Origin of the sequence: Rhizobium oryzicola, from assembly GCF_030504645.1 — a bacterium.
GTDB lineage: Bacteria > Pseudomonadota > Alphaproteobacteria > Rhizobiales > Rhizobiaceae > Neorhizobium > Neorhizobium oryzicola.
In genome coordinates this window covers 350,025-364,282 of the sequence record NZ_JAUKWQ010000005.1, presented here as the reverse complement: position 1 = coordinate 364,282, position 14,258 = coordinate 350,025, and the positions used below count along the sequence as shown (strand labels likewise).

General features: G+C 59.2%; 13 protein-coding genes. 11 read left to right on the top strand and 2 right to left on the bottom strand.

Annotated features, from left to right (window positions below):
* The first annotated feature begins 27 nt into the window (after positions 1 to 27).
* The 5 genes from lpxD to lpxB are packed head-to-tail and all read left to right on the top strand — an operon-like array spanning position 28 to position 4,446.
* Entirely contained in the window at positions 28 to 1,089 is a 1,062-nt protein-coding gene (gene lpxD / locus Q2T52_RS17725; protein ID WP_302078133.1) for a UDP-3-O-(3-hydroxymyristoyl)glucosamine N-acyltransferase, read from the top strand.
* The gene (gene fabZ, locus Q2T52_RS17720) at positions 1,082 to 1,549 is read left to right on the top strand and encodes a 3-hydroxyacyl-ACP dehydratase FabZ (RefSeq protein WP_302078132.1); all 468 of its coding nucleotides are present in this window, start codon (positions 1,082 to 1,084) and stop codon (positions 1,547 to 1,549) included. Before lpxD ends, fabZ begins: the two co-directional genes overlap by 8 nt.
* Complete coding sequence (gene lpxA / locus Q2T52_RS17715) at positions 1,546 to 2,361, top strand: acyl-ACP--UDP-N-acetylglucosamine O-acyltransferase (protein WP_302078131.1); 816 nt, start codon at positions 1,546 to 1,548, stop codon at positions 2,359 to 2,361. The genes fabZ and lpxA overlap by 4 nt, the downstream gene beginning before the upstream one ends.
* 4 nt (positions 2,362 to 2,365) lie before the next feature.
* Positions 2,366 to 3,247: an LpxI family protein gene (locus Q2T52_RS17710; protein WP_302078130.1), complete on the top strand. Its 882-nt coding sequence runs from the start codon at positions 2,366 to 2,368 to the stop codon at positions 3,245 to 3,247.
* Between the two features lie 2 nt (positions 3,248 to 3,249).
* A complete protein-coding gene (lpxB, locus tag Q2T52_RS17705; protein WP_302078168.1) occupies positions 3,250 to 4,446 on the top strand; it encodes a lipid-A-disaccharide synthase in 1,197 nt (398 codons plus the stop codon).
* Positions 4,447 to 4,524: 78 nt separating this feature from the next.
* On the opposite strand, the gene gltA is transcribed toward lpxB, so the two are convergent.
* Entirely contained in the window at positions 4,525 to 5,814 is a 1,290-nt protein-coding gene (gltA, locus tag Q2T52_RS17700) for a citrate synthase (protein WP_302078129.1), read from the bottom strand.
* A gap of 309 nt (positions 5,815 to 6,123) precedes the next feature.
* Here gltA and Q2T52_RS17695 point away from each other — a divergent pair, with 309 nt between their 5' ends.
* Positions 6,124 to 8,628 (top strand): ComEC/Rec2 family competence protein, encoded by a 2,505-nt coding sequence (locus tag Q2T52_RS17695; protein ID WP_302078128.1) that lies wholly within the window; start codon positions 6,124 to 6,126, stop codon positions 8,626 to 8,628.
* On the opposite strand, the gene lexA is transcribed toward Q2T52_RS17695, so the two are convergent.
* Complete coding sequence (gene lexA / locus Q2T52_RS17690; protein ID WP_302078127.1) at positions 8,609 to 9,322, bottom strand: transcriptional repressor LexA; 714 nt, start codon at positions 9,320 to 9,322, stop codon at positions 8,609 to 8,611. The genes Q2T52_RS17695 and lexA overlap by 20 nt on opposite strands.
* A gap of 209 nt (positions 9,323 to 9,531) precedes the next feature.
* Between lexA and Q2T52_RS17685 the strand changes: the two genes are divergently transcribed.
* From Q2T52_RS17685 to pdhA, 5 genes are all read left to right on the top strand, one after another.
* Positions 9,532 to 10,188 (top strand): hypothetical protein, encoded by a 657-nt coding sequence (locus Q2T52_RS17685; protein ID WP_302078126.1) that lies wholly within the window; start codon positions 9,532 to 9,534, stop codon positions 10,186 to 10,188.
* 106 nt (positions 10,189 to 10,294) lie between these two features.
* The gene (gene kdsA / locus Q2T52_RS17680) at positions 10,295 to 11,143 is read left to right on the top strand and encodes a 3-deoxy-8-phosphooctulonate synthase (RefSeq protein ID WP_302078125.1); all 849 of its coding nucleotides are present in this window, start codon (positions 10,295 to 10,297) and stop codon (positions 11,141 to 11,143) included.
* Positions 11,144 to 11,326: 183 nt separating this feature from the next.
* Positions 11,327 to 12,601, top strand: a complete 1,275-nt coding sequence (gene eno, locus Q2T52_RS17675; protein WP_302078124.1) for a phosphopyruvate hydratase — start codon at positions 11,327 to 11,329, stop codon at positions 12,599 to 12,601.
* 147 nt (positions 12,602 to 12,748) lie between these two features.
* Entirely contained in the window at positions 12,749 to 13,066 is a 318-nt protein-coding gene (locus Q2T52_RS17670; RefSeq protein WP_302078123.1) for an FtsB family cell division protein, read from the top strand.
* Positions 13,067 to 13,212: 146 nt separating this feature from the next.
* Positions 13,213 to 14,253, top strand: coding sequence for a pyruvate dehydrogenase (acetyl-transferring) E1 component subunit alpha (pdhA, locus tag Q2T52_RS17665; protein ID WP_302078121.1), 1,041 nt, complete (start codon positions 13,213 to 13,215; stop codon positions 14,251 to 14,253).
* Positions 14,254 to 14,258: the final 5 nt, after the last annotated feature.

The following is a 14,258-nucleotide window of genomic DNA, read 5'->3' as shown; positions in this document are numbered from 1 at the left end:
CCTTACACCTTTCTCGAGCCAGTGCTTATGGATGTGATCAACTTCTTCCCCCCGCATCAGGGGGTAAGTCTCCGTGACCTGGCCCACGAGATCGGTGCGACTTTGGAGGATGACGCGAACGGTGATCGCGTCATCCATTCTATATCGCCCGTTGCGCGCGCGGGCGAAGGTCAGATTTGTTATCTGCTGTCGCGCAAGCACAAGGCTGACCTCGAGCACTGCGCTGCGTCTGCGCTGATCTGTGAGCCATCGGTTCGCTCGGTCGTTCCCGACCATATCCCTGTTCTTATCGCGAAGTCTCCCGCGGGAGCGTTTGCGCGTGCGGGCGCCTTGCTGCATCCAAAAGCGATGCGGCCGCTACAGGTCACGGCAACGTCGGGTATTTCGTCTGCCGCCTATGTCGATCCTTCTGCAAAGCTGGAAGCGGATGTGACGGTCGAGCCAATGGCCGTTATTGGCGCTGGTGCGGAAATCGGTTCTGGTAGCTATATCGGTCCCGGGGCCATCATCGGTGCAGATGTACGGATCGGGCGAAACTGCTCAATTGCCGGCGGTGCGTCGGTCTTGGCGGCTTTGATTGGCAACAGCGTGATCATCCATAACGGTGCACGCATCGGCCAGGATGGTTTCGGCTATGCGCCCGGTCCGGCCGGAATGCTGAAGCTGGTGCAGGTTGGGCGTGTGATTCTCCAGGATCACGTTGAAATTGGTGCAAACACCACGATCGACCGTGGTGCCATGGATGATACCGTGGTGGGCGAAGGCTCCAAAATTGATAATCAGGTCCAGATTGCCCACAACGTGCGTATCGGTCGCCATTGCGCTATTGCCAGCGGAGTTGGTATAGCCGGGTCCACCAAGATTGGTGACGGTGTCCAGATCGGTGGTGCAACCGGGATCAATGGTCATATCGTCATTGGTGATGGTGTGACGATTGCGGGCATGAGCGGCGTTGTGAGTTCGATCCCGCCCGGTTCTCGTGTGGGGGGTATTCCCGCAAGGCCACTGCCGGCACTGCTACGCGATTTCGCTGATATCATGGCGAGAGCGGACGAAAGGCGTAAGAAAAAGGGTGATGGAAATGAGTGAGCCGGAAAAGACTGTCCTGGATGCCGTCGATATCCAGCAGATCCTGAAACTCTTGCCGCACCGCTACCCATTTCTGCTCGTTGATCGCATCATCGAGATCAATGGTGACGAAAGCGCCATCGGCATCAAGAACGTGACCGTGAACGAGCCGCATTTCACCGGTCATTTTCCGGAAAGCCCGATCATGCCGGGCGTGCTGATTATTGAAGCCATGGCGCAAACCGCGGGCGCTATCTGTGCGCGCAAGCAGGGTGAAAGCGGCAATCTCGTCTACTTCATGACGATCGACAATGCGCGCTTCCGCCGCCCGGTGGTGCCTGGTGATCGTCTTGAACTGCATGTGGTCAAGCAGAAACAGCGCGGCAACATCTGGAAGTTTCATTGCGAAGGCAAGGTCGATGGCGTGTTGGTTGCCGAGGCTGATGTTGGCGCCATGATCCGTGCGAAGGATCAGGCATGAGTTCGATTGCCGCCAGCGCGCGCATCCACCCGCTAGCCTTTGTTGAAGATGGCGCGGTCATTGGGGAAAACACTGTTGTCGGTCCGTTTTGCCGGATTGGGCCGCGTGTTGTACTGGGCAGTGATGTCGAGGTGGTTTCGAACGCCGTCATCACGGGTTTGACGGAAGTCGGCAACGGTTGCAAGATTCACCCCATGGCGGTGATCGGTGGTGTTTCCCAGAGCCTTCATGAGGCTGGCGAAGATTCGAAACTCGTGATCGGTGAAAATTGCGTCATTCGCGAAGGCGTGACGATGAACACCGGCACGGTGGGCGGCGGTGGAATTACGAGCGTTGGCGATAGGTGTCTGTTTCTCGCCAACTCGCACGTCGCGCATGATTGCCGTCTGGGCAATGACATCATTCTATCCAATAGCGTCATGCTGGCAGGGCATGTGCATGTTGCGGATCGCGCGATCCTCAGCGGCGGCTGCGCCGTGCATCAGTTTACCCGCATCGGGCGCCAAGCTTTCATTGGCGGGCTGACAGCGGTCCATTACGACGTCATCCCGTACGGTATGCTGAACGGCAACCCGGGTGTGCTTGGCGGTCTCAACGTGGTTGGTATGACGCGCGCGGGAATTGAACGTTCGGTCATTCATCAGGTGCGCCGCGCCTACAAGCAGATTTTTGATGGCGATGGTTCCATCCGCGAAAAGGCAGCAGCCGTTCGCGATGAATTCCTCGATTGCCCGGAAGCGCTTGAGATCATCGATTTCATCGGGGCGGAGAGTGATAGAGCAATCTCCTCTCCCTTCCGCGGCAAGGCTTGACGCCTTGGCGGCGCGTTCGGGTCCTGACCGGACAGGCCGCCTCGCGATCATCGCTGGCGGTGGTTATCTCCCCTTGAAGGTCGCTGAAGCTGCGCGATCGGTCGGTGACGAGCCGGTAGTTATCGTGCTGCGCGATGAAGCGGATCGCGACTTTTCCGGATTTGATCACCAAGTGGCTGGCATCGCCGATTTTGCCGGCATTCAGAAGTTGATCCGCGCCAAGGGCGTCAAGCGTGTCGTCCTGTCCGGCGCCGTTCGTCGGCGGCCCGGTTTGACGGATATTCGTCCGACATGGCGTATAATAGGCGATGTGCCTTCCATCGTTCGCAAGCTTTTTGCTGGAGGCGACGATGCTGTTCTGCAGATGGTGATCGGCCTGTTTCAGGGCATGGGCTGTCGCGTTGTCGGCGTGCATGAAATTCTGCCGGATCTTCTGGCCGATGTCGGAAGCCTTGGCACGGTCACGCCAACGGCCGCGGACCTGCGTGATATCGATGCCGCCGCAGAGGCAGCACACATCTTGGGAAAGCTTGATATAGGCCAAGGCGCGGTCAGCGTCGGTGGCCGTGTCGTTGCGCTGGAAGGCGCGGAAGGCACGGATGCCGTGCTGGAGCGAGTTGGGGAGCTTCGGCAGATTGGACGCATTTCCAAGAACCGCAGGGGCGTCCTCGTCAAGATGTGCAAGCCGCAACAGGACATGCGCGTCGATCTTCCCACGATCGGTCCGTCGACTGTGCAAGCAGCGCTGGATGCGGGGCTGGCCGGTATCGCCGTCGAAGCGGGCAGGGCACTTGTGCTGGAGCGTAAGACGTTGCTGGACCTTGCCAACCAAAACGGCATCTTTGTCTGTGGGATCGATCTCGGCCTCCCGAGAAAGGGATTGTGATGGTGGCCCGGTCCCTGAAAATTGCCGTCGTAGCGGGCGAAGTGTCCGGCGACCTTCTGGGTGGCAATTTGATTGCAGCACTGCGCGCTTCTTATCCCGGCCCCATCGAGTTGATCGGCGTGGGCGGTGACGCTCTGCAGGCGCAGGGTTTGATGTCACTTTTCGATTTCAGCGAACTCTCGATCATGGGGCTCACGCAGATCCTCAAGCGACTTCCACAGTTGTTTGCCCGCATCCGCCAGACGGTTGCGGCAATCATTGATGCAAAACCCGATCTGCTTCTCATCATCGACAGTCCCGATTTCACCCATCGCGTTGCAAAGCGGGTGCGCCAGGCCCTACCTGATCTGCCGGTGGTGGATTACGTCTGCCCGAGCGTTTGGGCCTGGAAGGAATATCGCGCGACGCAGATGCTGGGCTTCGTCGATCAGGTATTGGCACTGCTGCCCTTCGAACCAGACGCGATGCGAAGACTGGGTGGGCCGCGGACGGATTTCGTCGGCCATCGTTTGACCGCGGATGACGATGTTCTTTCCGTGCGCCAACGGCGTACGGAGCGGCCCTTAAAGGCGCCAGATGCGCAGAAGACGATCCTGCTTTTGCCGGGTTCGCGCTCCACGGAAATCAAGGCGCTGATGCCGGTGCTCGAGCAAACGACGCTTCTTTTTACTGAGCGAAATGGTACTACGGAGTTTCTGCTGCCCACCGTGCCCCGGCAGGAAAAGCTGGTGAAAGAACTGGTGGCAGAATGGTCCATTCAGCCACGCATTACGGCCGCTACCGCGGAGAAGTGGGCCGCCGTCGCTGACGCGGACATGGCCATCGCAGCCTCCGGCACTGTCACGCTTGAACTTGCGTTGTGTGGGGTGCCCACCGTGTCGATCTATAAGACAGATTGGCTGATGAGTTTCCTGACCCGGCACATCAAAGTCTGGTCCGCCTCGCTGCCAAACCTGATCGCTGACAAGCCCGTCGTGCCCGAGCATATCAACGAACTCGCCCGACCGGGCTATCTCTGCCGGTGGGCCGAATGCCTGTCGGAAGACAGTCCGCAACGACGCGCCATGCTCGAAGGCTTTGATCTCGTTTGGCAGCGGTTGGCGACGGCGGTGCCTCCGGGCGAGGCAGCGGCTGGCCTTGTGCTGGATCTTTTGATCCGCCGGGGCATCATCTCCGGGGAGATGTCTTCCCCCATCTGATTTCTCACAGAGTTTCCGGCAAAGAAAAACCCGCGGGGTAAAACACCGCGGGTCGCTTTAGGTCGTATTGGTCCGCGCTTAGCGCTTGGAGACCGGAACGTAATCGCGCTTTGCTTCGCCGGTGTAGAGCTGGCGCGGACGACCGATGCGCTGCTGCGGATCTTCGATCATTTCCGCCCACTGGGCGATCCAGCCAACGGTGCGGGCCAGCGCGAAGAGAACGGTGAACATGGTCGTCGGGAAGCCCATCGCCTTCAGCGTGATGCCCGAGTAGAAGTCGATATTCGGGTAGAGCTTCTTCTCGATGAAGTAGTCGTCGGTCAGGGCGATCTTTTCCAGCTCCATGGCGACCTGCAGGAGCGGGTCGTCCTTGTGACCGAGTTCGCCCAGAACCTCATGCGTGGTCTTCTGCATGATCTTCGCACGCGGGTCGTAGTTCTTGTAGACGCGGTGACCGAAGCCCATCAGACGGAACGGATCGTTCTTGTCCTTGGCGCGGGCGATGTATTCCGGAATGCGGTCAACAGTGCCGATCTCCTGCAGCATGTTGAGAGCTGCTTCGTTTGCACCACCATGGGCAGGCCCCCAAAGGCAGGCAATGCCGGCTGCGATGCACGCAAACGGGTTGGCACCCGAAGAACCAGCCAGTCGCACGGTCGAGGTAGATGCGTTCTGCTCATGGTCTGCGTGCAGAATGAAGATGCGGTCCATGGCGCGCGCCAGAACCGGGTTCACCTTGTATTCTTCGCAGGGCACGGCAAAGCACATGCGCAGGAAGTTGGACGCGTAATCCAGATTGTTCTGCGGATACACGAAAGGCTGGCCGATGTGGTACTTATACGCCATGGCGGCGATGGTCGGCATCTTCGCGATCATGCGCAGCGAAGCGACCATGCGCTGATGCGGATCCGTGATGTCGGTCGAGTCGTGATAGAAGGCGGAGAGGGCGCCAACGGTACCCACCATGACAGCCATCGGGTGCGCGTCGCGGCGGAAGCCGGTGAAGAAGCGGCTCATCTGCTCATGCACCATGGTGTGGTGCGTGACGCGATAGTCAAAGTCCTTCTTCTGGGCAGCGGTCGGCAGTTCGCCGTAGAGCAGCAGATAGCAGGTTTCGAGGAAGTCGCCGTGTTCGGCCAGCTGCTCGATGGGATAGCCGCGATGAAGCAGGACGCCTTCGTCGCCATCGATGAAGGTGATCTTCGATTCGCAGGATGCGGTCGAGGTAAAGCCCGGATCGTAGGTGAAGGCACCGGTGTTCTTATAGAGCGCGCCGATATCGATCACGTCGGGTCCAATGGTACCCTTCTTGACCGGAAGGTCGACCTTCTTTTCTCCAAGTCCGAGATGTGCGGTGGTGTCCGTCATACTGATCCTCCGATAGGCGGAATGGCGCCCGCAAGCGCCGGGGAATGATGCGTGTGAAATTAGCTATATGATCTGGTGGCAGCTGCCAAGCACTTGTGGCGGGTAATTGTGCAGCGCGAAAATAATGTAGGCACCATCGATTCTTCGAGACAGCATAACCTGCGACTTTAAGGTTGGTGATCCAAACTGAACCAGTCTTGGTTTCGTTCCAGGTGCCGCGCGGCGGCACCATTGACCACCCGAGCTAATCAGGTGCAGGTTGTATTTCTGTTAAAAGGGGCGGTTAACGCAACGCAGGGGGACTGAAGGGTGCGTGAGACAGCGCCGGAACTCGAACGGGATGTCGAAGGCCCGTCGCGATTCGGCCAATCGACCCCGCTGTCGCGTCCTCCGAACAATGGCCCGTCCCGTCCAAAGCAGCATAGAACCATCCATGTTTGGGCAATGCTCCACGATCGGCTTCAGCGGCTGGTTCGTTGCTGCGCCAACTGGGTGGCGGAGGAACTCGACTATGGTCGAGCTTTTCTGTTGCTCCCGGTTTTCATGGGGTTTGGCGCCGCGCTCTGGTTCGTTCTCCCCAACGATCCTTTCTCATGGTTGAATTGGGCATGGGCACCCGGATCCGCGCTCTGCTGGCTCGCGTTTCGATCGAGGAGATATCTCATCGGCACCGTTCTCCTGATCGCCGTGCAGATCGATCTCGGCATGGCGCTAGCCTCCTTTGATACCTATCGCGCGGATACACAAATTCTTGATCAGGCCATCACAACCAGAGTGACAGGTGTCGTGGAGCGGCGCGATGCTGACGGAGAGGGGCGGTGGCGCTATCTCCTGCGCGTGACGAAGACGGCTCAGCCGGAGCTCCGCCGGCCGCCGAGTCGCGTCACCTTGATCGTGCGTTCGAAGCAGCCGGCCTATCCCTCCGGCACCGAAATCACGATGCTTGCACGCCTCTCTCCGCCATCCGGCCCGGCACTGCCGGGGTTGAACGATTTTGCCTTTTCATCCTTCTTCGATGGAAGCGGTGCGGTCGGCTATGCCTATGGCAGGCCGCAGGTGACCCGCACGGCGGACAAGGGACAAGGTCTGGATTTCGTCGAGTGGCTGTTCAGTGTCCGTGCCGCGGTTGGCGACCGCATTCGGGCCGTCGTCCCGGGTGATGCAGGCGCTTTCGCGGCGGCATTGGTGACGGATGAGCGGCGTGCGATCTCTCCGGAGACCGTCGAAAACCTGCGCGTGGCGGGGCTGGCGCATATCGTCGCCATTTCAGGTATGAACATGGCGCTGGCTGCCGGCATCTTCTTTGTCGGCGTCAGAACCGGCCTGGCACTCTTTCCGGGCTTTGCGCAAAGATATCCCGTGAAGAAGATTGCCGCGGCCGGCGCGCTCATGATGGTGACGGCCTATTACGCCATCTCCGGGTTCGGTGTCTCTGCCGAGCGGGCCTATATCATGATGGCAATCATGCTGGGTGCCGTGCTCTTCGACAAGCCGCTGATCAGTTTGCGCAATGTGGCGCTGTCGGCTCTCGTAATCCTGATCACCGATCCCGCGACCGTCATTGGACCAAGCTTTCAAATGTCCTTTGCCGCGACGGTGGCTCTGGTGGCGGGCTACGCCGCCTGGAGTGACTGGCGCGGCCGTCGCAGTGGGTGGAGCGGCCCAAGGCCGGCGAGGTCGATGGCCTTCGCGCCCCTGCGGCTGATCTGGGTTCTGGCGGTGAGCGATCTCACGACGTCGCTGATCGGCGGCTTTTCGACAGCGATATTTTCAATCGACCACTTCCATCGCATGACAACCTATGGACTGGTGGCCAACGTTCTGGCCATGCCCCCCATCACCTTCATCGTGACGCCCGCAGCCGTTATCGGCATGCTGCTGATGCCACTTGGGCTGGATGCCCCCTTCCTGAAGGTGATGGGATGGGGACTGGAATTCGTCATCGACATCGCTGACATGGTGGCATCCTGGGGCGGTGACGTCGCCGTCGGGCGTCAGCATCCGTGGTTCCTGGGGCTCGGGACCGCCGGCTTTCTGCTGCTGGTCCTGCTCAGGACGCCACTTCGCCTCGCTGGCCTGCCGCTGATCGTCGGAGCCATCGGTCTTTCCTGGCAGTTTTCACGACAACCCATGCCTGACCTGCTGGTTTCCGATGACGGGAGCCTCGTCGGATTGGTCGGTACGCAAGCGGTCGCCACCAACCGCACCAAGCCCGCCAACTTCATCTTTGAGCAATGGCGTCATGCGCTTATCCTGCCGCCGCACGCGCCTCCCGAAGTGGCAAAAGTCGAGACAAAGACAGCTGCCACCAAACGACAGAAAAGGGATCAATCCAGTGAACCCGAGGAGCCCTCCGATCAGCCCAAGACGAAGAAGCAAGGCGTCGACCTGAAGCAGGCGGTTGCCGCCTTCATCACCGCATCTGATGCAGCCAACCCTGGCATCTTTAACTGCGTCACCAAGGTAGGATGCTTCGCCAGAACCGACACAGGTGTTCGAATTTCCTGGCTGGAGGACGGTCGGATGACGGGCACAGCCTGCGATCTCTCCGACATCGTCGTTGTACCGAGGGCTGGCTTCCACAGTTGCCGATCCGGCGCACTTTTGTTGAGCGGCGAAACCCTGCGACGAACGGGGGCGCTTGAGTTGAGCTTCAACAACACAACCGTGAAACAGAGATGGCACGCCAAGGCCGCCATGCTCAACAATGACCGACCCTGGAGCAGGCACCGCGCCTATGATTGGCGAACCGATGCCTACTTCAGGGATATTCCGGAACCCGTTCTGGCCTTGCTCAATGATAGCGGCGGATAAGCCCAACCAGCTTGCCCTGAACCTTGACCCTGTCCGGCGGGAAGATGCGTGTTTCATAGGCGGGGTTTGCCGCCTCGAGCGCAATGGATGCGCCCTTGCGGCGGAACCGCTTCAGCGTCGCTTCCTCGTCATCGACAAGCGCGACGACGATATCGCCCGGATTGGCCGTGCTGCCATTGCGGATAATGACGGTATCGCCATCCAGAATGCCGGCCTCGATCATCGAGTCGCCCTTGACCTCCAGCGCGTAATGCTCGCCTGGGCCGATCATGTCCATGGGCACGGCAATTTCATGCGTCGTGTTCTGAATGGCGGAGATCGGAACACCTGCTGCGATGCGACCCATGACCGGAACGGACGCAGAGCCTGCCACATCATCTACGACGGTTGTCGGTGCGGGCTTGACCGGTTGCACCTTGCCAAGGCTGCCTTCGATGACGCTCGGGGAGAAGCCGCGGCGTGGCTGTGGAGCGCTATAGGCTTCCGGTAGCTTGATCACCTCCAGCGCCCGCGCACGGTTGGGAAGGCGGCGAATAAAGCCGCGCTCCTCCAGCGCCGTGATCAGGCGGTGGATGCCCGACTTCGAGGCCAGTTCCAGGGCGTCCTTCATCTCGTCGAAGGATGGCGGAACGCCCGATTCCTTCATCCTCTCATGGATGAACAAAAGCAGTTCATGCTGTTTGCGTGTTAGCATTGGGCCCCAACCTTGAATCGGAAACAAATCCAGAACGAACACTATCTGTTCCTTGTGTGTTCTGCAAGTCCATCCGGATTCTTTTGCATGATCTTCATGTCGCCGCCATGAAACCGCTTCAACAGAGGGCTTGAAATCAGAAGCGACTTTGGCACATGCACGTTCGGCGGCAAGGAAATTGAACGCTGCACAAATACCGAAAGGTTGCCATGGCTGTTACGCTGCTTGCTGAGGGGTCGTCTATTGCATCCGCGGATGGTTCTCCTGCCTGGCCGGATACGCCGGTCATGCGACGCCAGGCGCTGGCGATCCTTCAGTCGTTGAATGCGGATCTGTTGAGCCATGACAGCGCGACGCTGACGCTCGATCGCTGGTGTGCTGCACATAGGCTGGCAAGCGAACCGAAGATTATCGCCGAGCGCGTCAAGGGGGAGGATAAGCCAGCCTCGGCTGAAGTGCGGGCGCTTCTGAAGGTGGGTGAGGCGGAGCCGTTGGCCTATCGCCGCGTTCGCTTGAAATGCGGTGAGCGCGTGCTGTCGGAGGCGGACAACTGGTATATTCCGTCTCACCTGACGGATGAGATGAATAATACGCTCAACACATCCGATGCCGCCTTCGGGCGTGTCGTGCAGCCCCTGCAGTTCCAGCGCCGTACGCTGTCGGCGGAACTTCTGTGGCAGCCGCTTCCGCACGGCGGGGAGATGGGCAGCCAAGTTCAGCGCGGCGCTGGTGCGATGCTGGAGATCCCGCATTATGTCCTGCAGCACAAGGCATTCCTCTCGACACCAGACGGAAAGCCCTTCAGCGCGTTGGTTGAGACCTACACGCGTGAGATTTTTGCCTTCGCTCCGGTCGAGGTGAAGTGACATGAGCGCCGGAACCGGTGCAGGTGACACAGGACACCGGTGCTGATAAGGACGACGCAACAGTTCCAGCGGCGCTGCCGCTGATGAAAGCGATTGAGGAGTGCCTATGAGTGTTGTCGCCAATTCGGTCGTAATGGTCGGGGAGGGCGCCGCAAAGGTGACGTTCTCGCAGACGGGGCGTCTTTCCCTGATTGCCGGTCCCTGCCAGATGGAGAGCCGGGATCATGCCTTCATGATGGCTGGCGCGATCAAGGAGATCTGCGACAAGCTTGGTATCGGCCTCGTCTACAAGTCTTCCTTCGACAAGGCGAACCGCTCCTCGATCAAGGGCAAGCGCGGCATTGGCCTGGAAGCGGCCATGGAGGTCTTCGCTGATCTCAAGAAGGAATACGGCTTCCCCGTTCTGACGGACATTCATACCGAAGAGCAGTGCGCGATCGTTGCGGAGACGGTCGACATCCTGCAGATCCCAGCCTTCCTGTCGCGCCAGACCGATCTTCTGGTGGCGGCCGCCAAGACGGGTCGCGTCATCAACGTCAAGAAGGGCCAGTTTCTGGCGCCCTGGGATATGAAGAACGTGCTGGCAAAGTTCACCGAAAGCGGCAATCCAAATGTGCTGCTCTGCGAGCGTGGCGCATCCTTCGGCTACAACACGCTGGTATCTGATATGCGCTCGCTGCCGATCATGGCATCGCTGGGCGCGCCTGTCATTTTCGATGCGACTCACTCCGTACAGCAGCCGGGTGGGCAGGGTGAGTCTACCGGTGGCGATCGTCGCTTTGTCGAAACATTGGCGCGAGCGGCGGTGGCTGTTGGCGTTGCCGGCGTCTTCATCGAGACCCATCAGGATCCGGACAACGCGCCGTCCGATGGCCCGAACATGGTCAAGTTGCCCGACCTGCCGCGCCTTCTGGAAAAACTGCTCGCGCTCGACGAGGTCGCAAAGGCCGCCTGAGTGGCGCTCTAATCGATTTTTCTCGGCGCATGGCGCCGAGAGATTATTTAAATCGATTAGTTTTTGCCTTTATGCGAGAAAAACCGTCATTGTAATTTCCATTTCATCCGATAAGACAGGGAAACTGACGGCGCTGGCGCCGTCCCCACGGGGCCTTGGCCTTTCATTCAGCAGGGAGCGAACATGACAGCCATTACCGATATCATTGCACGCGAGATCCTCGACAGCCGCGGCAATCCGACCGTTGAAGTCGACGTCTATCTCGAAGATGGCAGCATGGGCCGCGCCGCGGTTCCCTCAGGTGCATCGACCGGCGCGCATGAGGCGGTCGAGCTGCGGGACGGCGGCAAGCGCTATCTCGGCAAGGGTGTCGAAAAGGCTGTCGACGCCGTCAACACGGAAATCTTCGACGCGATCGGCGGCTTCGATGCTGAAAACCAGATCCTCGTCGACAAGGCAATGATCTCGCTGGATGGTACGCCGAACAAGTCCCGCCTCGGCGCAAACGCCATCCTCGGCGTGTCGCTCGCCGTTGCGAAGGCTGCTGCCGATTCGGCCGGCCTGCCGCTTTACCGTTACGTCGGTGGCGCTGGCGCCCACGTGCTGCCGGTTCCGATGATGAATATCATCAATGGCGGTGCGCATGCCGACAACCCGATCGACTTCCAGGAATTCATGATCCTGCCGGTCGGTGCAGAAAACATCCGCGATGCTGTTCGCATCGGTTCGGAAATCTTCCACACGCTGAAGAAGGAACTGCATGCCGGCGGCCACAACACCAACGTGGGTGACGAAGGCGGTTTTGCGCCGAACCTGAAGAGCGCGCCGGAAGCGCTCGACTTCATCGTCAAATCCATCGAAAAGGCCGGCTACAAGCCGGGCGAAGATGTTTATCTCGGCCTCGATTGCGCCTCGACTGAATTCTTCAAGGACGGCAAGTACGTTCTGGAAGGCGAAGGCCGCACGCTGGAGCCGGAAGCCATGGCCGAATACCTGGCGCAGCTGGCTGCCAAGTATCCGATCATCACTATCGAAGACGGCATGGCCGAAGATGACTGGAATGGCTGGAAGGTTCTGACCGACAAGATCGGCTCCAAGTGCCAGCTGGTCGGTGATGACCTTTTCGTCACCAACTCCGCGCGTCTGCGCGACGGTATCAAGATGGGTGTCGCCAATTCCATCCTCGTCAAGGTCAACCAGATCGGCTCGCTGACCGAAACGCTCGATGCCGTCGAAACGGCGCACAAGGCTGCTTACACGGCCGTTCTGTCGCACCGCTCGGGTGAAACCGAAGACTCGACCATTGCAGATCTCGCCGTTGCCACCAACTGCGGTCAGATCAAGACCGGTTCGCTGTCGCGTTCGGACCGCATGGCCAAGTACAATCAGCTGATCCGCATCGAAGAACTGCTGGGTCCGCAGGCCGCTTATGCCGGCCGTGCGATCCTGAAGGGCTGATCAATGTCCATATGATATCTGCAACGGCGGCCTTGTGCCGCCGTTTTGCATTGTACGGACCGGCAATCCTGCCTGCAGCAGTCAACGATTGCTTAAGCATGTTCTGCGAGTGTCGCGTCAGGTAATGCGTCGCAGGGCATCAGGCATATGTGGACCAAATATCACAAAAAAAGAAAGTTCGGCCGTCTGGTTCTGCCAGCGATTACCGTCGCTTTTGTTTCCTACTTCAGCTACCATTCCGTGCATGGTGACCTGGGTCTGATTGCGACGGAAAAATTTGAGAAGCAGCGCATGGAGCGCCTCTCCGAGCTGAAAAAGCTGACCGATAAGCGCGAGGCCCTGGAGCGTCAGGTTCGTCTGTTGAGCGATGGATCGTTGGAAAAAGACATGTTGGATGAGACGGCGCGCTATCAGTTGAATGTGTCCCGCAGCGACGAAATCGTTGTCTTCAATAGCTACTTCTGAATTAACCGAAATTCAGTTAATTCCTCCTTTTTCCTTTAAATTCATGATCTTGTATATCATGTGAGCCATGCATTTCTGGCATTGCTGGCTAGACCTTTCTTGCCTATGGTAGGGGTAACCAATCAAGACACGCAGGGAGGTTATGAATGGCGCCGAAAACAGCCGCGTCCGCATCCGGTCGCAAAACGGCGAAGCCTGCTAAAGCCAGCAATGGCGGTCCCATTGTTGATTTCAACAAAGACGAGGAACTCAAGGCCTATCGCGAAATGCTGCTCATCCGGCGTTTCGAGGAGAAGGCCGGCCAGCTTTACGGCATGGGTTTCATCGGCGGCTTCTGTCATCTTTACATCGGCCAGGAAGCTGTCGTCGTCGGCATGCAGATGGCGCTCAAGGAAGGTGATCAGGTCATCACCGGCTATCGTGACCACGGCCACATGCTGGCCTGCGGCATGAGCGCCCGTGGCGTCATGGCTGAACTCACCGGGCGTCGCGGCGGCTTGTCCAAGGGCAAGGGCGGCTCGATGCACATGTTCTCCAAGGAGAAGAACTTCTACGGCGGACACGGCATCGTCGGTGCGCAGGTCTCGCTCGGCACCGGACTTGGCTTTGCCAACAAGTACCGCGGCAACGACAATGTCTCGCTCGCCTATTTCGGCGATGGCGCTGCCAACCAGGGGCAGGTCTATGAAAGCTTCAACATGGCGCAGCTGTGGAAGCTTCCGGTGATCTACGTGATCGAAAACAACCGCTACGCCATGGGTACGGCCGTATCGCGCGCTTCCGCGCAGACGGATTTCTCGCAGCGCGGCGCATCCTTCGGTATTCCGGGCCTCCAGGTGGATGGCATGGATGTGCGCGCCGTCAAGGCCGCAGCCGATGAGGCGACGGCGCACTGCCGCGCCGGCAACGGCCCGATCATCCTGGAAATGCTGACCTATCGTTACCGTGGTCACTCCATGTCCGACCCGGCGAAGTATCGCTCCAAGGACGAAGTTCAGAAGATGCGTTCGGAGCATGATCCGATCGAGCAGGTGCGCCTCCGCCTCGTCGAAAAGGGCTGGGCAAGCGAAGAGGATCTGAAGCTGATCGATAAGGACGTTCGCGACATCGTCGCTGACAGTGCCGATTTCGCCCAGGCCGATCCGGAGCCGGATGTTTCCGAGCTCTACACCGACATCCTGCTTTGATCCGG